Raw genomic sequence first — 20,031 nt, forward strand, 5'->3', positions numbered from 1 at the left:
CAGTGTTTTTTAGGGTTTAATTCTAGCTCATTATGGGTATGGTTTTGTTTTTAACCTATAGGGAGAGTAAAAATGTCAAACAAAGCAAAACACTGGGAAAAAACTAGGGGGCTATTGTTTATAACTTTAGCAATCTGGTTTGTATTCTCGATTGGCATCTTTTTTTTCGGAACTGAAATGGAAGCATCTAGCTTCAGACCTTTTGGTTATCCGCTGTCATATTATATGACATGTCAGGGTTCATTATTAGCATTTGTAATTTTGAATTTCTGGTTTGCGGGTAGACAAGAGAAGATAGATGAAGAGTTTGGTTTCACTGAAAGAGAGGATAGCTAATGATAAAAGGTAAATTTATAGACAATCTACCAAAAGTTTATGGAATCTATACAGGTGGTTTTATAGGATTCATAATATTGATGGCGATTGCTGAACAAATGGGGATGTCTGCAAAAGCAATAGGAATTTCTTTTGTTGTATTCACCATTGCTATCTATGCGATAATCGGTTGGTTATCACGTACACTTCAGATGGACGCATACTACGTAGCAGGGAGACAAGTACCTACTGTATTTAACGGAATGGCTACTGCAGCAGACTGGATGTCTGGTGCATCATTCGTTGCGATGGCAGGTGGTATTTATTTCAAAGGCTATGGCTATATGGCGTTGCTAGTTGGATGGACAGGTGGTTATATACTTGTATCAACTTTATTAGCACCCTACTTAAGAAAATTTGGCTGTTACACAGTTCCAGATTTTGTTGGTACAAGATATGGTGGTAATGCAGCAAGACTTTCTGCGGTACTAGTATTAACAGTAGCTTCATTCACATATGTGACTGCACAAATCAATGCAACAGGAACTATTGCTTCAGTAGCTTTAGATATTCCTTTTGAAATTGCTGTGTATGTTGGGTTAGCAAGTATATTGATGTGTTCAATGCTTGGTGGAATGAGAGCGGTTACATGGACGCAAGTTGCGCAATATATAGTTTTAATTATTGCTTACTTACTTCCTGTGTTCTGGATCAGTAGTAAAATGGGTGCTGGATTCTTCCCACATTTAATGTTGGGAGATGAGGTGGCTAGAATTGCTGAACTAGAAGGTCAGTTTGGGTTTGTTAAAAACTCTGCTGCCGACTTAGCTACAGTACCAAAAGGTTTAGCTGGAATAACTAAAGCACACTCATCAGTTAATGGAACAAACTGGGGATTCATTTCTCTAGCAATTTGTATGATGGCAGGAACAGCTTCTTTGCCTCACGTTATGATGAGATACTTTACTACTCCAAGTGTAAAATCAGCTAGAAGATCTGTAGCATGGTCGCTACTTTTCATCTTCATTTTATACTCAACTGCGCCAATGTTAGCTACATTATCAAAACTATCACTGATTGATCCAACACTTTCAACAGGGATTATTGGTAAATCAATAGCTGAGGTTCAAGCGATAGATTGGTATCAAAACTGGAACCAAGCTAACCTGATGTTTGTTAGCGACTTTAACGGAAATGGAACTCTTGAATTAAATGAGTTTTTCATGGGTGGTAAAGCCGTTGTGTTAGCTACTCCGGAAATTGCTGGATTACCTTATGTAATCTCAGGTCTTGTTGCTGCTGGGGGTATGGCTGCTGCCATGTCTACTGCTGATGGTTTGATCTTAGCAATCGCAAATGCTTTATCTCATGACTTGTACTACAAGATCATTGATCCAAAAGCAGAAGCTGCGAAGAGATTAATTGTTGCAAGGGTATTACTTGTAATAATTGGTTTTGCTGGAGCAACTATTGCCGCAATGGGTATCCAAGGTATCTTAGGTTCAGTAATATGGGCTTTTGACTTTGCGATGTCAGGATTGTTCTTCCCACTTGTACTAGGTGTATGGTGGAAAAGAGCGAATGGTCCTGGTGCTGTTGCAGGAATGCTATTAGGATTAGGAACTGGTATGGCGTACTTAGTTTGGGTACGTAATGGTGGATCTGGATTCTGGGGTATTACTCAGCTTACATTCGGTATCGTTGGAGCATTGGTTAGTTTAGTTTCTATGGTAGTTGTTAGTTTACTAACAAAAGCGCCAGACAGAGCTACTCAAGATATGATTGACGAACTTCGTATTCCAAGCGGTAAAACGATTCTTGGAAAACAACACTAATTAAATTTAGTATTAAGGGGCGATTTATTTCGCCCCTTAATAAAGTTTTAAACAAAATTCCTTTTTATATTTATGCCAGAAATTCATCCTTTTATTCTTACAATTGATTATATTTTAGGTGTTGTAATGTGGACTTTAATTGGAAAAGTTGCGATGAACCTTTTTCAAAAAGAAAATTCAGAATTTTTTTTTATGAAAGTGTTTGTAAAAGTAACAAACCCTTTAATACGTTTGTTTAGACCAATTACGCCCTCATTTATTATAGAGCCTCTTATTCCACTTTATGTGGCTTGGTTTTTTTATATGATCAGATTTTATTTAATGCCTTATCTATTGGGATATTCTGTCATGGGAATGCTGTCTTTTCCTTTAGAAAGTGAAATTGCTGCAGAAATTTATCGTATTTTTGGTAAATAATTAATTCAAATTAAAAATAAAATTGATACTACTGAAGTAGTAATCAATGAAAAAAATACAAATATCACCGTCAATTTTATCTGCTGACTTTAGTCAGCTTGGAAATGAAATTAAGAGACTAGAAGAAGGTGGTGCTGATATGATTCATGTGGACGTGATGGATGGTCATTTTGTTCCAAACTTAACTATGGGTCCTCCAATTATTAAGGCTTTAAGACAATATACAACACTACCATTCGATGTTCATTTAATGATTTCTCCTGTTCATAAATATATTCAAGATTATGCTGACGCTGGAGCAGATATTATTACGATACATCCAGAGGCAACAGAAAATTTAAAAAACTCTATTCATCTTATTAAAAGTTTAAATAAAAAAGTTGGGGTATCTTTAAATCCTGAGACTAAAATTAACTTAATAACCGATCTATTAAACGAAATAGATTTAGTTTTAATTATGAGTGTAAATCCTGGATTTGGGGGACAAAAATTTATGCCTAAAGTGCTAGAAAAGATTAAAGAGTTAAAAAAAATAAAAGATCAAAAAAATTTAGATTTAGATATTGAGATTGATGGAGGAATTAATTTTGATAATAACAAGCTAGCTATTGAAGCTGGTGCCAATATTTTAGTTTCCGGGACTACTATATTCAAAAATAACAATGGAAATATAAAAAAAAATATAGAACTTTTAAAATCAAGTTAAAATAATGATTTTTAATAATTTATTAAATTTTATTAATAATACATATATATTTTCAAAGAAAAAAATTTATTATCTATATTTAGAATCAAATATTTATAATAAAAAGATCACACCTTCTATTATTAGTTCTTTGGACTATCGTCCAAGTCCAAACTTGCTAAACTCGCTCATAAAATATGATAAAAAAAAAATTAACATAGAAAATTATTCTTTAAATAAAATATGGGATAATAAAAAATTAAAGGAAAAAGATTATAAGAGTTTAAATAGTTTTTTTTGGTTATTTGGTTTGGATTTAAGATCTTCAAAAACGGATACTCAAAATATAATTTTACAGTGGATAAATAAAAATCATAGATACAACTCTAAAAGCTGGGAAGTTGATATAATGGCTAAAAGGATAATTGCTTGGACTTCTAACTCTAGACTTACATATGAAGATGGTAGCAATGACTACAAGAATAAATTCAATACAATCATAAAAAAACAAATTAATCATTTAATTAATGAAATAGAAGGATCAGAGTGGGCTGACGATAAAATAATAGGGTGCGCAGCTATCATTTTAACTGGCATATCCTATAAAGATAAAAATCATTATTTAAAAACAGGATTAAACTTATTGAGAAAACTTGTAAAATTTTCTTTTGATAACGATGGTTTTCCAAAATCAAGGAACATTCGACAATTATGTTTTTACTTAAAGTATTTTATTCTTATTCGAGAATGGTTAAAAGAATCTCAAGGTGAGATACCTGATTTTATTAATGAAAATATATATTATTTGGGTCAAGGGTATGCATTCACCTGGCAAAATAATAAAAAAGATTTTTTATTCAATGGTAATCACGAAATAAATAATATTAATTTTGATCATTATTTAAAAAAGCTTGGGTATAATTTTAAAAATCATGGAAATGAATTGGGAGGATATGCAATTCTTAATAACAAAAAAAATTCACTCATCATGGATGTTGGCTCAAGTCCAGATAAAAAATTTTCTTCAAACTATCAAGCAGGTGCACTATCATTTGAAATAATATCAAATGGGAAAAAGTTAATTTGTAATTCTGGATATTTTCAAAACCATAATCATCAATTAAATGAGATATCAAAATCAAGTGCAATACATAGTACACTAATTTTGGATGACAGCTCTTCCTGTAAATTTAATAAAACTAAAAATAAAAGTTCTGAAATTTCTCATGGATTAAGAATATTAAAAAAACATATTGTTTTTGAGAAAAATTATTGGAAAATTAATGCTGCACATGATGGTTATTTAAAACAGTATGGAATCATTTTTGATAGAGAAATTGAATTTTATCCTGAACAGATAAAATTTGTTGGTAACGATAAGATAGTTTCTAAAAATGATATTAAAAACTTAAAATTTGAAATTAGATTTCATCTAGTACCTGGTATTAAAATAATGAAAACTCAAGACAATAAATCAATACTTATAGATCTTGATGGCGAAGGTTGGAAATTTAATTCTAATAACAATATGAATATTGATAATGGTCTATACTTTGGTAAAAAAGATTCCTTTGTTGATAATCAAAATATAGTAATTTCTGGAATGACTAATGATGAAAACCAGACTATAAAGTGGGAAATTACAAAACTATAATGAAGAAAATTAAAAAAGCTCTAATTTCAGTTTCAGATAAAAAAAAATTAAAAAATCTTTTAAAAGTTTTAACTAAGTATAAGATTGAATTAATAAGTTCAGGAGGAACTTATAGAGAAATAAAAAAACTTAAATTTAGATGTTTGGAAGTTTCTGAGTATACGGACTCTCCTGAAATACTCGGTGGTAGAGTTAAAACGCTACACCCAAAAATACATGCTGGAATATTAAGTAAAAGAAGTAACAAATCTCATAGAAGGGACTTAAGAAATAATAAATTTGAAGAAATAGACCTTGTTGTTGTTAACTTCTACCCTTTTGAAAAAACTCTAGAACAAACTAATAATCATTTAAAGATCATAGAAAATATTGATGTTGGTGGCCCAACAATGGTTAGGGCTGCAGCAAAAAACTATAATGATGTCACTGTTATAACTTCTTCAGATCAATACAGTGAACTAATTGATGAGATAGAAAAAAACAATGGGTCTACATCTATTGAGTTCAGAGAAAAGATGTCTTTAGAGGCTTTTTCTGAAACAGCATATTACGATGCTGTAATCTCAAATTACTTTAATAAAATTAAAAATAATAATTTTCCTAAGAAGAAAATTATCTATGGAAATTTAATTGAAAAATTAAGGTACGGTGAAAACCCTCATCAGCATGCTGCAGTTTACTCAAAAGCACAAAGTTTAAATATTAAGCAAATTCACGGAAAACAGCTAAGTTATAACAACTATAATGATATTTTTTCTGCCTTAACTATTTCTAAATCTTTACCAAAAAATTTAGGAACAGTTATTGTAAAGCATGCTAACCCATGTGGAGTTTCTATTAATAAAAATAAACTTAAAAGCTATCAATTAGCACTAGCTTGTGACCCTGTAAGTGCTTTTGGAGGAATAGTTTCCTGCAATTATAAAATAAAAAAAACTCTAGCAATCGAACTAAATAATATTTTCTTAGAGGTTATTATTGCAAATGGCTTTGATCCTGCTGCACTAAAAATTTTGAATAAGAAAAAAAATTTACGTCTTATAGATTCAACAAACTTTACAATAAAAAATTTAATAAGATTTAACTCGACTAATGAATCCTTTTTAACTCAATCTGAAGATACAGAAAATTTTAATATTGAAAATTTTAAAATAGTTTCTAAAAAGAAACCTAATAAGTCCCAATTAAAGGATTTAATTTTTGCATTTAATATTTGTAGATACGTTAAATCCAATGCAATTGTTTTAGCCAATCAAGAAACAACTGTGGGTATTGGATCTGGGCAACCTAGTAGACTTGATAGCTGTCAAATTGCGATAGATAAAATGAAAAAATTTCAAAATTTAGATGATGAAATTGTAGCAGCTTCAGATGCATTTTTTCCATTTATTGATGGAATAGAAATGTTAGTGCAATCAGGAGTTACAGCTGTAATACAGCCCTCTGGATCAATTAGAGACAAGGAAATAATAAAATTTGCAAATCAGACTGGAACTATTCTTGTTTTTTCAAAAACAAGACATTTTAGACATTAAAAAATATGATCAATTTTGGCTGCTAGAATAAAATCATTTTCAGATAATCCCTCTATTGCATGTGTGGTAATTATAATTTTAGCATATCCCCATCCAAAAGAAATATCTGGATGATGACCTTCTGTTTCTGAGATTTTTCCAACTTTATTGATAAAGTCCTGGCTATTGATAAAATTTTTAAAAGTAAATTCTTTTTCTAGGAAATATATTTCTTTCTCATTTTTCTTTACATTCCATCCGTCTACTTTTTTTTGGTATTTATGTATTTCACTTATATCAAAAGGTATGATTCCTCCCTCACAAGGTACACATTTTTTATTTAACAGATTGGTCATTTTTTTATATTTTTAATTAAAAGTTTTTTCATGTACTTAGACCCTACCAAACCTCTAATCAGGTGTCTAGGCAACGGAATGTGTGTGGTTGTGTCGAGAGGTATGTGAACGCACAGTTTAATGGAGCGGGTCAAGGGAATCGAACCCTCTACCTAATCGTTGGCAACGATTCGCTCTACCAATGAGCTAGACCCGCTTATAAAAACATTATAAATAGACGTTTTTTTTAATGCAATCAATAATAAAGTTATTGATTGGTATATAGATTTTTAAAAATTTGGTAAAAGAAGTGATGAAAAAACAAAATTTACCAAAAATTATACCTGTCTTTCCTTTAAGTAATTTTATTATTTTTCCTGATACTACTGTTCCACTAAATATTTTCGAACCAAGATATGTTGAGATGATTAATGACAGCATGAAGACAAACAAATTAATAGGCTTAATTCAACCTAAAAAAAACAGTAAATCAATTATGGATCTTCATGAAACTGGTTGCCTAGGAAAAATAACGAACTTTAAAGATACATCAGATGGTAGATACTTGATTGACCTTAATGGTTTATCACGCTTTAAAATAATCAAAGAAATTAAAAGTAACAAGCCGTACCGTGAATGCGAAATTAGTTTTGAAGCTTATCAAGATGATTTAAATTTACAGAAAGATAAATTAAGATTTTCAGATCTTGAATTAATTTTCAAAGATTTAAAATCGTTATTTGAAAAAAAAGGATACATAATCAATTGGAAATCTTTAGAAAAACAAAATTTGAGTGAAACAATTAATGCTTTGGCTATGGCTTCGCCTTTTTCACTGGAAGAAAAACAAATTTTACTTGAGAGTCAAAATTTGGAAATAAGAAAAAATAAAATTGCCGAGATATTAAGTACCTACAATTATGATGATTTTGATAACACCACCATGCAATAAAATCTAAAAATTTAATCCCTTATCTGCAATTTTGATTAAAAAATTAGTTAAACTTTTATTTTTTCCAATAATTTTTAAAACATTATTAAAACTTTTATTTTTTATTTTTTTATCAAAATTAAAAGCTTCATAAATAAAGTCTATACTATTGGAAAATAGAAAATTTCTATTTTTTGTCTCTCTTTCAAAGTCAGATAAAATAGAAATATCTAATTGCATACCGAGATCAATTTTATTTTGAATAATTTCTGATAAAATTTTAATATCTCTTATAGTCATATTAAAACCCTGGCCTGCAAGTGGGTGTATTCTATGAAGTGAATCACCAAACGCTAAAATATTTTTATAATAATAATTTCTTAAATTAGATGAGCTTAACTTAAAACTAGTTAATTTAAGTGTTTTTTGTATTTGATACCTTGAATTATTTTTAATTATTAAATCTAAAACCTCGCTATCATTAAAATTTTTGTTTTTAATGTCTAATGAACATACTACCGATGTTTCATTTTTCGAAATTGGTAGAAATGCAATTGGACCATTTTTGGTAAAGATTTGGGTAGCAACATTATTTTTTATTTTTTTATGTTTTAAAATTGTTGTGTATGCAAGATTTTTATAATCCTTATTAATTTTTTTCATAAAATACTTTTTTGATAAAAAATTATTTGAATCACAATTAATTATTAAATCATATTCTTTTTTTTTTATATCTTCGTAAAAAGATTTTTTTTTTATTCTTATTATTTTGAAAAATTTATTTTTAGATGCTTTATTTATTAATGAGTTATAAAATTCATCATTTTTTACCATATAAAATAAGTTATCTTTTTTATTTTTAAATCTTAATAAATTTTCTTTCTCTAGTTTTTCTGAATAAATTTCAATTTTTTTTATTTCCCAAAAAATCTTCTGAGGAATATTATAAATTTTTTTTTTAAAAAATTCTAAGTTATTTTTTGATATTCCAATTGTTCTACTCGAAGATAAGTTTTTATTTTTACCTTCATGATAAAGATCAACATTAATTTTTTTGTTTATAAGATTTTTAGCCAAGGATAGACTTGTAAGCCCATCTCCTATAATACAAATATTCATAATAATTTTTAATTTTAACAATAAAAATTAGATGATACAAAGTGATTAATTAGATTCATGAATTTATGAAATTAAAAAAATTAGCCAACAATACAATAAATTTTAGCATAAATAGAATTATTGAAATTTTTGGTATAACTATTTCGATAGCAGGCTTTTTATTACTTGCTTCATTGATTACTTTTTCACCTGATGACCCTAACTTTATTTTTCCAGATAACACTCAAATAGAAAATATTTTTGGATTTCGTGGAAGTTTTACTGCAGATATTTTTTTTCAATCTTTTGGAATAATATCTCTATTAATTCCTTTTAGCCTTATTTTTTCTGGAATAAATATTATCATTAACAAGAAAATTTTTCTTATTATAGAGAGTATTTTTTATACTGTTGCTTATTCTTTAGTTGGCTCTTTATTTTTTTCTTTTTTTTATCCCTTTGCATTTAAACTTTACATTAATGGTAACGGTGGTTTTATTGGAAAATATCTAGAGACAACTTTTTTAAATTCTTTAATTAGTACTAATTCTGAAATCTTTTATTATATTTTTACTGTATTAATTTTAATTTTATTTTTAATTAGCATTCATTTTAAAATCAACTCATTTTATAAAATTATAAAAAAAGTATTCTTATTTTTATTTTCTAAAAAAGAAAAAAATTACACAAATAAAAATGAAATAATTAATGAATTTATACCCCAAGATGAAATTAAAAGTTTAATTCAAGAAGACTTACCTTTTATCAAAACTGATAATAAATCTGATAATAAAAAAATAAGATTCAAGCTACCTTCAATTGATTTACTAAAAATACCTACTCAAAAAGATAAAGAAAAACTAAGAGATGATGATTACATCGATAGCGAATTTTTAGAAAAAATTCTTCTAGATTTTGGTGTTAATGGTAAAATAAAAAAAGTTAGTCATGGGCCAGTTGTAACTCTTAATGAATTTGAACCAGCAGCAGGAGTTAAGGTTTCAAAAATCATCAATCTTTCAGATGATATTGCAAGAAATACAAGCTCAGAGTCTGCCAGAATTGCTACGATCCCTGGTAGAAGTACAATCGGTATTGAATTGCCCAACCCAACCAGAGAAAATGTTTACTTAAGTGAAATTCTTTCAAATAATGATTTTTTGAAAAAAGATATTAGGCTACCAATAGCTTTGGGTAAAAATATTTCGGGAATTCCTGTAGTAAGAGATTTGGCCTCTATGCCCCATTTATTAATTGCTGGAACTACCGGATCTGGAAAGTCTGTTTGCATAAATACTATTATTCTTTCTCTTCTCTATAGGCATCCGCCTGACAAATGTAAGTTTATTCTAATTGATCCTAAAATGTTAGAGTTGTCGACTTATGAAGGTATACCTCATTTACTCTGCCCTGTTATTACTGAGGCTAAGAAAGCTGCTTCTGTATTAGGTTGGGTTGTTAAAGAAATGGAAAATCGATATAAACTTATGACTAAAGAAGGTGTTCGTAACATTGATAGCTATAATTTAAAGCATACTTTAGCTATGCCTTATATAGTTGTTGTAGTTGACGAAATGTCAGACCTGATGCTTGTTGCTGGGAAAGAAATAGAAAGCTATATTCAAAAATTGTCTCAAATGGCAAGAGCTGCTGGTATTCACATTATAATGGCGACCCAAAGACCTAGCGTTGACGTTATTACTGGAACAATTAAAGCAAACTTTCCAACCCGAATATCTTTTCAAGTAACCTCTAAAATTGATAGTAGAACAATTTTAGGTGAACAGGGAGCAGAACAATTATTGGGCAAGGGTGATATGCTCTACATGTCTTCTGCTAATCGGATAGTAAGAATTCATGCTCCCTTTGTTTCAGATAATGAAATTGAAAAAGTTAATAAATATTTGAGAAGTCAAGCTGAACCAAACTACATAGATGAGATATTAAGTTTTGTAGATGAGAGGGAAATTAGTGAAGATTTATCAAGTTCTAGTGATAAAGATGAATTGTATCAATCTGCACTAGATATTATTAGATCTGAAGGCAAAGCCTCAACTTCTTTCTTGCAGAGAAAATTACAGATAGGCTATAATAGAGCTGCTAGAATTATCGATATGATGGAAGCTAATGGAATTGTAAGCAAAGCCAATCATGTTGGTAAACGTGATGTTTTATAATGTCTAAAATTTTAATAATATTTTTAATTTTGAATTTTTATAGTCCTGTTTTATCCTTCACAAAAGAAGATATAATTTCTAAAATGCAGCTTACTAATAGTTTAAGTTTTAATTTTGTTCAAACGATTAATGATAAAAATGAAAATGGAAAATGCATTATAAAATACCCTAAAAAGATTTGGTGTGAATATAAAAATTCTAATAAAAAGATTATTGTTTCTGATGGAAAATCTTTAGTAATAAAAACTTTAAATACCGGTAGTTACTTTCGTTATGAACTAAATAAAACTCCTCTGGTATTCTTATTAGATAAAAAATATCTAATATCAAAAATTAATATTTTAGAACCAAGAGAAATAGATAATAAATATTTAAATTTTACTTTTGTTGAAAATAATAACGAAATTAATGTATTTTTTGACAAGAGAAATTTAACTTTAGTTGGATGGCAAACTGAAGATATCTATCAAAACTTGGTAATTACTTTTATTTCCTCTGTTAGGATAAATCAAAAAATAAATAATAAAATTTTTAAGTTACCTAATAATAATTAGGTATTTATCTAATCAAGGTTTCAGATTTAAAAATTTTCATACCTCTTGCTTTATAATTTTTTAGAGCATTTTTATGATCTAAAGAACAAGTGTGAACCCATACTCTTATACATCCAAAATTAAATGACCGTTTAATTGCTTCACTCAATAAATATCCACCTAATTTTTTTCCAAAATACTCTTCTAGAATGCCAAAATAAGCAATTTCTGCTTCTTTTGTATCTTTATTAAATAATAGTTCAAAATAACCTGCTATTTCATCTTTATTTTTAAGAATATAAGTGGAAAGTTTTTCATTAGAAATGTATTTAATCCAGTCTAATTCTTTCCAAACAAGTCTATCAACCCAATGACAATTTTTACCTATTTTCTTGTAAAAAAATTTATTTAATTGAAAATCTTTTGGATTAACTAATTCTACAGAATAGTCTTCTGATGGTTTTTTAACTTCTTTAAAATCTTTAAAAGATTTTAGCTCTAAATAATTTCTAAAGATTTTTTCTTTCACTCAACCATTTTTCCAATTTTTTCACCTCCAAACAAATGAAAGTGTAAATGTGGAACCTCTTGACCTCCGTGATCATCTAAATTTGTAAGGGCTCTGTAACCTTTTCCTTTATCAGTTGATATACCTAATATTTTTGAAACTTCTGTGATTGCCTTACTTAATGCTACTATCTCTTGATCTGAAGCTTTATTATTAAATTCATCCAGATTGATATATTCTCCCTTTGGGATCACTAATGCATGAATTTTTTTTTGAGGATTAATATCATGGAAAGAAAGAACATAATCATTTTCAAATATTTTTTTACATGGAATTTCTTTTCTCAAAATTTTTGCAAAAATATTATTTTTATCGTAGCTCATTATCTATTATTTTTTTCTTCAATTCCTGACTGTTTTTTTCTACTTTCTAATTCTTTTAAAACATCTTCGAACTTAATATCAGCTACCTCTAATGTAACTAATAAATGATAAATTGTATCTGCTGCTTCATGAGCTATATTAGAATTATTATTTAGTGCTTCTTTAAGCTCTCCAAACTCTTCTTCCATCTTATCTATACATTTTGACAGACCCCCAGATAATAACGAAGAGGTATAAGATTTATCTTCATCTTTGTTTTTTCTTTTTCTTATTATTTTGACTAAATTTATCAAATTTTCTGACATATTTAAATTCTAACAGGAATTCCTTTTGAGTCCAAATATTGCTTAGCTTCTTGAACTGAGTGTGTTCCATAATGAAAAATTGAAGCTGCTAGAACCGCACTGGCATTTCCTAATTTAATTCCATCTACTAAGTGATCCAAATTACCTACGCCGCCTGAAGCAATCACAGGTATATTAACTATTGAAGATATTCTAAACATTAAATCATTGTCATAGCCAATTTGGGTTCCATCTCTATCCATAGATGTAACCAGTAATTCTCCCGCTCCACTACCTTCCATTTTTTTTGCGAATTCTATTGCATTTAAGCCTGTATTATTTCTTCCACCGTGAGTAAAAACTTCCCACATATCTTCATTTTTCTTAGCATCAATTGCAACAACGATACATTGTGATCCAAATTTTTTTGAACTTTCAATAATCACTTCTGGATTTTGCACAGCAGCAGTATTAATTGAAACCTTATCTGCTCCACTATTTAATAGTTTATTAATATCTTCAACGCCTCTTACTCCACCACCAACTGTTAAAGGCACAAAACATTTTTTAGATGCTCTTTTAACAACATCATAAATTGTGTCTCTATTTTCATTTGAAGCTGTAATATCTAAAAAACAAATTTCATCAGCACCACCATCACTATAAATTTTAGCTTGCTCAACTGGATCACCAGCATCTTTTAAATCTACAAAATTAATTCCCTTAACAACTCTGCCATTTTTAACGTCAAGACATGGGATAATTCTATTTTTGAGCATCTAATTCTCTCGCCAATTCATCTAATTTAATATCACCATCATATATAGCTTTACCAACTATTATTCCTTCAATATTTTTTAAACCTTTTGATTTTTTAATATCTTCAATTGAAGACACACCTCCAGAGATAACTACTGGGCAATTAGAAATATTAGCAACATTAGTGGTTTCTTCAAAATTAGGGCTTTGTTTGGTACCATCTCTATTTATGTCTGTATAGATTAATCTGCTGATACCATAATCATTCACTTCTTTTAAAAAATCTAAAGTCAATTGATTAGAATTTTCTTTCCATCCTGAAACTAACAAATATCCATCTTTAGCATCTAGCCCTAAGGCAATTTTATTTAGAAATTGTTGGCAAGCTTCTTTTAAAAAATTCTTATCTTTTATAGCAGCGCTTCCTAAAATAACTTTATCAACTCCTACATCTGTATATTTTTGAATACTATCAATAGTTCTAACACCTCCGCCTACTTCAACTTTTAAATCAAATTTATTAACTATTTCTTTAATGATACCCAAGTTAACTGTCTCTCCAGTCAAAGCTCCGTCTAAATCAACTATGTGCAAATTTTTAAAACCATGCTCTTTATACTTACCAGCCTGATCAATTGGTGAAATTTCATATTCAGTCTTATTGTTAAAGTCTCCTTTAATTAGTCTCACACACTTTTTATTTTTAATATCTATTGCTGGGAATATTTTCATTTTTATAAACTAATAAAGTTTCGAATAATTTGTAAGCCCATTTTATCACTCTTTTCAGGGTGAAATTGGGTTCCAAAGATGTTTTCTTTCTCTACGGAACAGACAATGCTTGATGAATAATCTGTTGTTGCAGAAATTACATTTTTATCTTCTGGAATAAACTCATAGCTATGCACAAAATACATGTGAGAATCATTTTCTATATCTTGAAAAATCTTACTTTGTTTAACAATTTTTATTTGATTCCAGCCGATGTGGGGAAGTTTGTATTCACCATTTTGATTGTCAATCCTTGAGACTTTTCCAGAAATCCACCCAAGACCTTTTGTTTCGATTTCCTCATACCCAACATCTGCAAACATTTGTAAACCAACACAAATTCCAAGTAGAGGTTTTTTATTGTTAATTGCAAATTCGTTTAAAGTATCAACTAAGCCATTTATAGCATTTAAAGCATCGATGCAGCTCTTAAACGATCCCTGCCCTGGCAAAACTACTTTGTCGCTTGATTTAATCTTATTTAAATCTGAAGTTACTTCGATATTAACTTTATCTTTAGCAACTTCTTTAAAGGAATTTATTACTGAACTGATGTTTCCTGAATTATAATCAACAATTGTGACATTCATTAAACTTATAATGAGCCTTTGGTTGATGGAATACTTTTTTTATTTCTAGGGTCTATTTCTAGCGCTGTTCTCAATGACCTTGCTAGAGCTTTAAAACAAGACTCAATTATGTGATGACTGTTGTCTCCATAAATATTTTCCATATGCAGAGTTATTCCTGCTGATTGAGAAAATGCTTGAAACCACTCTTTAAAAAGTTCTGTATCCATTTCTCCAAGTCTTTCTACTTTTAATTTAACTTTCCATATTAAATACGGTCTATTTGAAACATCAATTGCAACCCTTGTTAATGTTTCATCCATTGGAATCATTGCGTGGGCATACCTTCTAATTCCAGCAAAATTCTTTAGGGCTTTCTTTAAAGCTTCACCAATAGCGATTCCTGTATCTTCTGTTGTGTGGTGAAGGTCTATATGAGTATCTCCTTTTGCTTTAACTTTTAAATCTATGAGTGAATGCTTTGATAGTTGTTCAAGCATGTGATCTAAAAAACCAATTCCTGTATCAATTTTATATTGACCTTTGCCATCAATATTAACTTCAACGCTTATGCTGGTTTCTTTAGTTTTTCTGGAAACTTTTCCTATTCTGCTCATAATATATAATATGTATATAGGATTAATTAACTATATCAATATTTGCAATCTACTACTTGAAGAATAAAAATTAATATCCATCTATATTCCATGACTACAATAGTGCTAATTAGAAAAAATAATGAAGTAGTGGTAGCTGGAGACGGACAAGTTAGCATGGGTAACACGGTTATAAAAAGCACAGCCGCAAAAGTTAGAAAAATTGAAAAAAGAAATGTAATAGCTGGTTTTGCAGGATCAACTGCAGATGCTTTAACTCTTTTTGAAAGACTTGAGGCTAAGCTTGAAAAGCATGCAGGAAATCTACCTAGGGCAGCTGTCGAGTTAGCAAAAGATTGGCGGACTGACAAGTATTTGAGAAGATTGGAAGCTTTGATGGCTATTGGTGATAAAGAAAATAGCTTTATAATTTCTGGCACAGGTGACGTGTTAGAACCTGAGGGTAACGCCATAGGTATAGGCTCTGGTGGAAATTATGCTTTAGCTGCTGCTAAAGTTTTACTAGATACAGATTTAAGTGCGGAAGAAGTAGCAAGGAAAGCTATTAAGGTTGCATCTGAAATTTGTGTATTCACTAATAATAATATTAAAATTGAAAAAATTTAATGAAAGATTCAAACGTTACACCTTTTCCAAAAGAAAAAAATGAAAACAAGGATAGCTCTTTAGTTAGTTCCTTGTCACCTAGAGAAATAGTTTCTGAACTAGATAGATTTGTGGTTGGACAAAATAAAGCTAAAAAAGCAGTCGCTATTGCTTTAAGGAACAGATGGAGAAGGCAAGCTCTAAAAGGTGAAATGAAAGATGAGGTTTTGCCTAAAAATATTTTAATGATTGGACCAACTGGTGTTGGCAAAACAGAAATATCTAGAAGACTATCTAAATTAGCAGAAGCTCCTTTTGTTAAGGTGGAGGCCACAAGGTTTACAGAAGTTGGTTATGTTGGACGAGATGTTGAGCAAATTATAAGAGATCTTCTTGAAATTGCAATTGCAATGGAAAAAGTAAAAAAAAGAAAAGAAGTTCATGCAAAAGCTCAAAAATTAGCTGAAGAAAAAGTCTTAGACGCAGTTGTTGGAAATAAAGCAAGTCTAGCTACAAGAGAAAGTTTTAGAAAAAGATTAAGAGATGGTGACTTGGATGGTAATGAAATTGAAATAGCAGTAAATGACAGTGGATCTCAACCTTCGTTTGAAATTCCTGGAATGCCAGGAGCAAACATTGGAATGATAAATATTGGTGAAATAATTGGAAAATCTGTTGGAAATAAACAGAAAAAGAAAAAAATGACTGTCAAAGAATCTCACGAAATTCTAATTAATGATGAAGCTGATAAATTAATAGAAGAAGATAAGATTATTAAATCAGCAAAAGATTCTACAGAAAATAATGGAATAGTTTTTTTGGATGAGATAGATAAAATTTCAGGACGAACTGATAGATCTGGTGGAGATGTTTCTAGGGAAGGAGTGCAAAGAGATCTACTTCCTTTAATTGAAGGAACAACAGTGAGTACAAAATATGGCCCAATCAAAACTGATCATATTTTATTCATTGCATCAGGTGCTTTCCAGCTTGCTAAACCTTCAGATCTGCTACCAGAGCTACAAGGTAGACTTCCAATAAGAGTTGAGCTTGAAGCTTTAACTAGTGATGATTTTAAAAGAATTCTTAAAGAACCAGATTACAGTTTAATCAAACAGTACGTGGCTCTTTTAAAAACAGAAAATGTTGATCTAGAATTTTCTGAAGATGGTATTGATGCGATTGCTAATATGGCATCAGAAGTTAATAATACTGTTGAAAATATTGGTGCCAGAAGACTGCACACTATTATTGAAAGAATTTTAGATGATATTAGCTTTACAGCAACAGATAGAGCTGGTGAAAAAATTATAATTAATGCTGAATATGTTAAGCAAAATCTAGATGAACTAGTTAAAGATACAGATTTATCTAAATTTATACTTTAAATTTATTTTTATTTTTAAGATAAAGATAAAAAGCACCACTTCCACCATCTTCAATCTTAGCATCTGAGGTTTCTATGATAATTTTTGTTAGGCTTTTATTGTTTTCAATAAATTCAGGGACTGAATATTTTAGTATGCTTAAATCTTTCGAAAGGTAGGGATTTTCAATATTTTTAGACCTAAGGCCTTTACCCGTAATAACTATTATTTTAGTAACGAATTCATCAAAACATTTTCGAATAAATTGTTCCACAGCTTTATTCGCTTCTTCAATCGTGTAACCATGAAGATCTATCTTTTTAATTTTTTCATATCTTGCACTTTTTTTATTGAAAAAATCTTTATTGGGTATTTTATCTTTATTCTTTAAGAAGTTTTCCCAATCTTCTTTATCTTTATCGGAAATCTCTTTAACTTTTAAATTATTTAAATTGTTTTTCTTTACAAAATTATTCTTGAGAGTTTTTTTTTATTGTTTAAAAAATTTTCCCAGTCTTTCTTGTCTTTTTCTGAAATTTTCTTAATCAATTATGTAATAGTATCAATTAATAACCAGTTAGGGTTAGAAGATTTTATATTTTTTGCAAAGACCCACGTATCATAAACTGTCTTTATTTTTTCATCATCTCCTGAAATTATTTTTTTATCTTTATCTTTTATACAGGTTATAATTTCACTAACAAAATCTACTGTAACTTCAAGGCTATCTTCTATTTTTTTATGCTTTTTAACATCTGCTGACTTAATTCCGACAAAGGTTATTTCAGCAAAATAGTTTTTTTTTCTCTATCTAAAAGAGCTTCTTTGAACTGATCGTGAATTTTTTTACTCAAAAGAGGTTTGCTAGCAATTAACTTATTATCACTATCACTAAAATCAGTAATTATTGTTTCATAGGCAATTTTTGCACCTTTTAAAAAGTCTTTATGGGCTTCTTCGTCAAAACTTTCATTGATTTGTTTTAGTTTTGGATTGATTTTTTGAAACTCTTTTTCGAATTGTGTTTGTATTTTTCCTTCAAAACCAGTTTTTCTACCAAGTATTCCTCGTAGACGAAGAAAAATAAAACCAGCAATCATTGCAAGGAGAATAATATCAATGTATTCAAAACTATAACTCATAAACTAATAATATTTACTATGTTGCTTAATTACAACTAGCAATTTAGAATAAAGACAAATGAACACATTTTTATTATTATTCATTACCATTCCTATTGTTGAAATTTATCTATTTATCAAAATTGGCTCACAAATAGGTGCTATTAACACTATTTTACTTATTTTTATTACTGCTTTTTTTGGTATTATCTACGCAAGGTATGAAGGATTTAATACTTTAAGAGCTGGAATGTCTCAAATTGTTAAGAATGAACTTCCAGTTTATGAGATAATCTCAGGTGCCGCTTTAGCATTTGCAGCATTACTATTAATTTTGCCAGGGTTCGCAACTGATTTTCTAGGTTTATTGATTATTTTTCCCCCAACAAGAAAATTGATTTTTAAAAAAGTTTCAACTAAACAAAAGATGAATAATAAAAAACAAGATTTTATTGATGGTGAGTTTGAGGATATAGACGAAGAAAATGACAGAAAATTTTAAAATACTTGCTGAATTTGTAAAAGATATTTCTAGTGAAACACCTGATATTCAAACTTATATATTTGTAAAAGAAAATATTGCTAAATATCAATTAAATATAGACATCAATTCTAAAGCTTTAAAAAATAAGATGATCGAAGTGAATACAACCTTAAAGTTTGAGGACAAAGTATCAAATGACAAGAAATCTTATTTTGAAATAGTATATGCTTCAATTGTAAAAGTAGATGAAAAAATAGAAGATAAAAAAGATCTAGAAAAAATTTTATTGTGTGATGTTCAAAATAAAATTTATCCTAATTTAGAAAAAACATTTTTAAACCTTCTACATAATTCTGGATTTCCTGAAATAAAACTTGATAAAAAAATAGATTTCACTCATCTATATAAGCAAAGATCTAATTAAAAAAATTTTTCTTTAAACTTCTTTTTAAATATTCTTTATGTAGTTTAAAATCTTCTTCTGTAGGCTTAATAACTTTTTTATAATATTGATTTATATTTTTGGGATTTATGATTATTTTTTCATTATCTTGATTTTTAAAATCTAGGGTGGGCTCTTTTTGATCTAAAAGATTAATATAAACTTTGGCTAATAAATCACAATCAATGAGAGCAGTATGATGTCTTCGCTTAGAGTTATCTACTCTATATCTTTTACAGAGAGCATCGAGACTTATTGGTGAGCCAGGAAATTTATCTCTAGCTATTGCAAGAGTATCTATAGTGTTTTCAATGATCAATTTTTTCTTACCTAGTAATACTAATTCATTATTCAAGTGACCTAAATCAAATTCAGCATTGTGGATCACTAGTCTTTTATTTTCTATAAAATTTAAAAATTCATCAACCACTTCTGCAAATTTTTTTTGAGTAGATAAAAATTCATCTGTATACCCATGTACCTCCAGTGCTTTTTCAGAAACTTTTCTTTCGGGATTAAGATAACAGTGAAACTTATTTTGAGTTGGAATCAAATCATCTAGCTCAATACATCCAATTTCAACAATTCTATGTCCATCTTTAAATGATAAACCTGTTGTTTCTGTATCTAATATGACTTCCTTCATT

26 protein-coding genes and 1 tRNA gene are annotated in these 20,031 nt (G+C 29.0%); 13 read left to right on the forward strand and 14 right to left on the reverse strand.

The window, feature by feature from the left end; translation table 11 throughout:
- Positions 1–72: 72 nt before the first annotated feature.
- The 6 genes from ABXT47_RS06475 (at position 73) to purH (ending at position 6,441) form a co-directional block, all read left to right on the forward strand.
- Positions 73–336: a DUF4212 domain-containing protein gene (locus ABXT47_RS06475; protein WP_415290496.1), complete on the forward strand. Its 264-nt coding sequence runs from the start codon at positions 73–75 to the stop codon at positions 334–336.
- Positions 336–2,150 carry a sodium:solute symporter family protein gene (locus ABXT47_RS06480; RefSeq protein ID WP_415308311.1) on the forward strand — a complete coding sequence of 605 codons (1,815 nt, stop codon included), beginning with the start codon at positions 336–338 and terminating at the stop codon, positions 2,148–2,150. Before ABXT47_RS06475 ends, ABXT47_RS06480 begins: the two co-directional genes overlap by 1 nt.
- Before the next feature lie 72 nt (positions 2,151–2,222).
- Entirely contained in the window at positions 2,223–2,567 is a 345-nt protein-coding gene (locus ABXT47_RS06485) for a hypothetical protein (protein ID WP_415308312.1), read from the forward strand.
- Positions 2,568–2,613: 46 nt separating this feature from the next.
- The gene (gene rpe / locus ABXT47_RS06490; protein ID WP_415308313.1) at positions 2,614–3,273 is read left to right on the forward strand and encodes a ribulose-phosphate 3-epimerase; all 660 of its coding nucleotides are present in this window, start codon (positions 2,614–2,616) and stop codon (positions 3,271–3,273) included.
- A gap of 4 nt (positions 3,274–3,277) precedes the next feature.
- The gene (locus ABXT47_RS06495) at positions 3,278–4,906 is read left to right on the forward strand and encodes a heparinase II/III-family protein (RefSeq protein ID WP_415308314.1); all 1,629 of its coding nucleotides are present in this window, start codon (positions 3,278–3,280) and stop codon (positions 4,904–4,906) included.
- Positions 4,906–6,441: a bifunctional phosphoribosylaminoimidazolecarboxamide formyltransferase/IMP cyclohydrolase gene (gene purH / locus ABXT47_RS06500; protein WP_415308315.1), complete on the forward strand. Its 1,536-nt coding sequence runs from the start codon at positions 4,906–4,908 to the stop codon at positions 6,439–6,441. The genes ABXT47_RS06495 and purH overlap by 1 nt, the downstream gene beginning before the upstream one ends.
- On the opposite strand, the gene ABXT47_RS06505 is transcribed toward purH, so the two are convergent.
- Positions 6,438–6,776, reverse strand: coding sequence for a 4a-hydroxytetrahydrobiopterin dehydratase (locus ABXT47_RS06505; RefSeq protein WP_415308316.1), 339 nt, complete (start codon positions 6,774–6,776; stop codon positions 6,438–6,440). The two genes, purH and ABXT47_RS06505, sit on opposite strands and share 4 nt — an antisense overlap.
- Before the next feature lie 121 nt (positions 6,777–6,897).
- A tRNA-Gly gene (locus ABXT47_RS06510) sits at positions 6,898–6,972 on the reverse strand.
- 96 nt (positions 6,973–7,068) lie between these two features.
- Between ABXT47_RS06510 and ABXT47_RS06515 the strand changes: the two genes are divergently transcribed.
- A complete protein-coding gene (locus ABXT47_RS06515) occupies positions 7,069–7,707 on the forward strand; it encodes an LON peptidase substrate-binding domain-containing protein (protein ID WP_415308317.1) in 639 nt (212 codons plus the stop codon).
- Positions 7,708–7,710: 3 nt separating this feature from the next.
- Here the strand turns inward: ABXT47_RS06515 and ABXT47_RS06520 are convergent, their stop codons facing one another.
- On the reverse strand, positions 7,711–8,805 hold the full coding sequence (locus tag ABXT47_RS06520; RefSeq protein WP_415308318.1) for an FAD-dependent monooxygenase: 1,095 nt from the start codon (positions 8,803–8,805) through the stop codon (positions 7,711–7,713).
- 65 nt (positions 8,806–8,870) lie between these two features.
- On the opposite strand from ABXT47_RS06520, the gene ABXT47_RS06525 reads away from it, so the two are divergent.
- Both ABXT47_RS06525 and ABXT47_RS06530 read left to right on the forward strand, forming a co-directional pair.
- A complete protein-coding gene (locus ABXT47_RS06525; protein ID WP_415308319.1) occupies positions 8,871–10,961 on the forward strand; it encodes a DNA translocase FtsK 4TM domain-containing protein in 2,091 nt (696 codons plus the stop codon).
- A complete protein-coding gene (locus ABXT47_RS06530; RefSeq protein WP_415308320.1) occupies positions 10,961–11,515 on the forward strand; it encodes a LolA family protein in 555 nt (184 codons plus the stop codon). Before ABXT47_RS06525 ends, ABXT47_RS06530 begins: the two co-directional genes overlap by 1 nt.
- 4 nt (positions 11,516–11,519) lie before the next feature.
- Here the strand turns inward: ABXT47_RS06530 and ABXT47_RS06535 are convergent, their stop codons facing one another.
- From ABXT47_RS06535 to hisB, 7 genes are read right to left on the reverse strand one after another with little or no spacing between them, the layout of a single operon-like run.
- Positions 11,520–12,023, reverse strand: a complete 504-nt coding sequence (locus ABXT47_RS06535) for a GNAT family N-acetyltransferase (protein WP_415308321.1) — start codon at positions 12,021–12,023, stop codon at positions 11,520–11,522.
- On the reverse strand, positions 12,020–12,385 hold the full coding sequence (locus ABXT47_RS06540; protein WP_415308322.1) for an HIT domain-containing protein: 366 nt from the start codon (positions 12,383–12,385) through the stop codon (positions 12,020–12,022). Before ABXT47_RS06540 ends, ABXT47_RS06535 begins: the two co-directional genes overlap by 4 nt.
- Positions 12,385–12,690, reverse strand: a complete 306-nt coding sequence (gene hisE, locus ABXT47_RS06545) for a phosphoribosyl-ATP diphosphatase (RefSeq protein WP_415308323.1) — start codon at positions 12,688–12,690, stop codon at positions 12,385–12,387. The genes ABXT47_RS06540 and hisE overlap by 1 nt, the downstream gene beginning before the upstream one ends.
- A gap of 2 nt (positions 12,691–12,692) precedes the next feature.
- The gene (gene hisF / locus ABXT47_RS06550; protein ID WP_415308324.1) at positions 12,693–13,448 is read right to left on the reverse strand and encodes an imidazole glycerol phosphate synthase subunit HisF; all 756 of its coding nucleotides are present in this window, start codon (positions 13,446–13,448) and stop codon (positions 12,693–12,695) included.
- Positions 13,435–14,160, reverse strand: a complete 726-nt coding sequence (gene hisA / locus ABXT47_RS06555; RefSeq protein ID WP_415308325.1) for a 1-(5-phosphoribosyl)-5-[(5-phosphoribosylamino)methylideneamino]imidazole-4-carboxamide isomerase — start codon at positions 14,158–14,160, stop codon at positions 13,435–13,437. The genes hisF and hisA overlap by 14 nt, the downstream gene beginning before the upstream one ends.
- Positions 14,161–14,162: 2 nt before the next feature.
- Entirely contained in the window at positions 14,163–14,789 is a 627-nt protein-coding gene (gene hisH, locus ABXT47_RS06560; protein ID WP_415308326.1) for an imidazole glycerol phosphate synthase subunit HisH, read from the reverse strand.
- Positions 14,790–14,794: 5 nt separating this feature from the next.
- The gene (gene hisB / locus ABXT47_RS06565) at positions 14,795–15,385 is read right to left on the reverse strand and encodes an imidazoleglycerol-phosphate dehydratase HisB (RefSeq protein WP_415308327.1); all 591 of its coding nucleotides are present in this window, start codon (positions 15,383–15,385) and stop codon (positions 14,795–14,797) included.
- A 90-nt stretch (positions 15,386–15,475) separates the two neighbouring features.
- Here hisB and hslV point away from each other — a divergent pair, with 90 nt between their 5' ends.
- The gene (hslV, locus tag ABXT47_RS06570) at positions 15,476–15,991 is read left to right on the forward strand and encodes an ATP-dependent protease subunit HslV (protein ID WP_415308328.1); all 516 of its coding nucleotides are present in this window, start codon (positions 15,476–15,478) and stop codon (positions 15,989–15,991) included.
- Positions 15,991–17,358: an ATP-dependent protease ATPase subunit HslU gene (gene hslU, locus ABXT47_RS06575; protein WP_415308329.1), complete on the forward strand. Its 1,368-nt coding sequence runs from the start codon at positions 15,991–15,993 to the stop codon at positions 17,356–17,358. The genes hslV and hslU overlap by 1 nt, the downstream gene beginning before the upstream one ends.
- Here the strand turns inward: hslU and ABXT47_RS06580 are convergent.
- From ABXT47_RS06580 to ABXT47_RS06590, 3 genes are all read right to left on the reverse strand, one after another.
- On the reverse strand, positions 17,348–17,611 hold the full coding sequence (locus tag ABXT47_RS06580) for a Smr/MutS family protein (protein WP_415308330.1): 264 nt from the start codon (positions 17,609–17,611) through the stop codon (positions 17,348–17,350). The genes hslU and ABXT47_RS06580 overlap by 11 nt on opposite strands.
- A 275-nt stretch (positions 17,612–17,886) precedes the next feature.
- Entirely contained in the window at positions 17,887–18,120 is a 234-nt protein-coding gene (locus ABXT47_RS06585; protein ID WP_415309370.1) for a Tim44/TimA family putative adaptor protein, read from the reverse strand.
- Positions 18,117–18,479 (reverse strand): hypothetical protein, encoded by a 363-nt coding sequence (locus ABXT47_RS06590; protein ID WP_415308331.1) that lies wholly within the window; start codon positions 18,477–18,479, stop codon positions 18,117–18,119. The genes ABXT47_RS06585 and ABXT47_RS06590 overlap by 4 nt, the downstream gene beginning before the upstream one ends.
- Positions 18,480–18,537: 58 nt before the next feature.
- Between ABXT47_RS06590 and ABXT47_RS06595 the strand changes: the two genes are divergently transcribed.
- Together ABXT47_RS06595 and ABXT47_RS06600 are read left to right on the forward strand one after the other, a co-directional pair.
- A complete protein-coding gene (locus ABXT47_RS06595) occupies positions 18,538–18,960 on the forward strand; it encodes an FxsA family protein (protein ID WP_415308332.1) in 423 nt (140 codons plus the stop codon).
- Positions 18,944–19,366 (forward strand): protein-export chaperone SecB, encoded by a 423-nt coding sequence (locus tag ABXT47_RS06600; protein ID WP_415308333.1) that lies wholly within the window; start codon positions 18,944–18,946, stop codon positions 19,364–19,366. The genes ABXT47_RS06595 and ABXT47_RS06600 overlap by 17 nt, the downstream gene beginning before the upstream one ends.
- Here the strand turns inward: ABXT47_RS06600 and dnaQ are convergent.
- The gene (gene dnaQ, locus ABXT47_RS06605) at positions 19,359–20,030 is read right to left on the reverse strand and encodes a DNA polymerase III subunit epsilon (protein WP_415308334.1); all 672 of its coding nucleotides are present in this window, start codon (positions 20,028–20,030) and stop codon (positions 19,359–19,361) included. The two genes, ABXT47_RS06600 and dnaQ, sit on opposite strands and share 8 nt — an antisense overlap.
- Position 20,031: the final 1 nt, after the last annotated feature.

This window comes from Candidatus Pelagibacter sp. Uisw_099_02 (genome assembly GCF_047727625.1).
Classification (GTDB): Bacteria; Pseudomonadota; Alphaproteobacteria; order Pelagibacterales; family Pelagibacteraceae; genus Pelagibacter.

Bases quoted from the DNA above. Each gene is read 5' to 3' on its own strand.
- ABXT47_RS06475 (WP_415290496.1), top strand. From the start codon at position 73: ATGTCAAACAAAGCAAAACACTGGGAAAAAACTAGGGGGCTATTGTTT.
- ABXT47_RS06480 (WP_415308311.1), top strand. From the start codon at position 336: ATGATAAAAGGTAAATTTATAGACAATCTACCAAAAGTTTATGGAATC.
- ABXT47_RS06485 (WP_415308312.1), top strand. From the start codon at position 2,223: ATGCCAGAAATTCATCCTTTTATTCTTACAATTGATTATATTTTAGGT.
- rpe (WP_415308313.1), top strand. From the start codon at position 2,614: ATGAAAAAAATACAAATATCACCGTCAATTTTATCTGCTGACTTTAGT.
- ABXT47_RS06495 (WP_415308314.1), top strand. From the start codon at position 3,278: ATGATTTTTAATAATTTATTAAATTTTATTAATAATACATATATATTT.
- purH (WP_415308315.1), top strand. From the start codon at position 4,906: ATGAAGAAAATTAAAAAAGCTCTAATTTCAGTTTCAGATAAAAAAAAA.
- ABXT47_RS06505 (WP_415308316.1), bottom strand. From the start codon at position 6,776: ATGACCAATCTGTTAAATAAAAAATGTGTACCTTGTGAGGGAGGAATC.
- ABXT47_RS06515 (WP_415308317.1), top strand. From the start codon at position 7,069: ATGAAAAAACAAAATTTACCAAAAATTATACCTGTCTTTCCTTTAAGT.
- ABXT47_RS06520 (WP_415308318.1), bottom strand. From the start codon at position 8,805: ATGAATATTTGTATTATAGGAGATGGGCTTACAAGTCTATCCTTGGCT.
- ABXT47_RS06525 (WP_415308319.1), top strand. From the start codon at position 8,871: ATGAAATTAAAAAAATTAGCCAACAATACAATAAATTTTAGCATAAAT.
- ABXT47_RS06530 (WP_415308320.1), top strand. From the start codon at position 10,961: ATGTCTAAAATTTTAATAATATTTTTAATTTTGAATTTTTATAGTCCT.
- ABXT47_RS06540 (WP_415308322.1), bottom strand. From the start codon at position 12,385: ATGAGCTACGATAAAAATAATATTTTTGCAAAAATTTTGAGAAAAGAA.
- hisE (WP_415308323.1), bottom strand. From the start codon at position 12,690: ATGTCAGAAAATTTGATAAATTTAGTCAAAATAATAAGAAAAAGAAAA.
- hisF (WP_415308324.1), bottom strand. From the start codon at position 13,448: ATGCTCAAAAATAGAATTATCCCATGTCTTGACGTTAAAAATGGCAGA.
- hisA (WP_415308325.1), bottom strand. From the start codon at position 14,160: ATGAAAATATTCCCAGCAATAGATATTAAAAATAAAAAGTGTGTGAGA.
- hisH (WP_415308326.1), bottom strand. From the start codon at position 14,789: ATGAATGTCACAATTGTTGATTATAATTCAGGAAACATCAGTTCAGTA.
- hisB (WP_415308327.1), bottom strand. From the start codon at position 15,385: ATGAGCAGAATAGGAAAAGTTTCCAGAAAAACTAAAGAAACCAGCATA.
- hslV (WP_415308328.1), top strand. From the start codon at position 15,476: ATGACTACAATAGTGCTAATTAGAAAAAATAATGAAGTAGTGGTAGCT.
- hslU (WP_415308329.1), top strand. From the start codon at position 15,991: ATGAAAGATTCAAACGTTACACCTTTTCCAAAAGAAAAAAATGAAAAC.
- ABXT47_RS06590 (WP_415308331.1), bottom strand. From the start codon at position 18,479: ATGAGTTATAGTTTTGAATACATTGATATTATTCTCCTTGCAATGATT.
- ABXT47_RS06595 (WP_415308332.1), top strand. From the start codon at position 18,538: ATGAACACATTTTTATTATTATTCATTACCATTCCTATTGTTGAAATT.
- ABXT47_RS06600 (WP_415308333.1), top strand. From the start codon at position 18,944: ATGACAGAAAATTTTAAAATACTTGCTGAATTTGTAAAAGATATTTCT.
- dnaQ (WP_415308334.1), bottom strand. From the start codon at position 20,030: ATGAAGGAAGTCATATTAGATACAGAAACAACAGGTTTATCATTTAAA.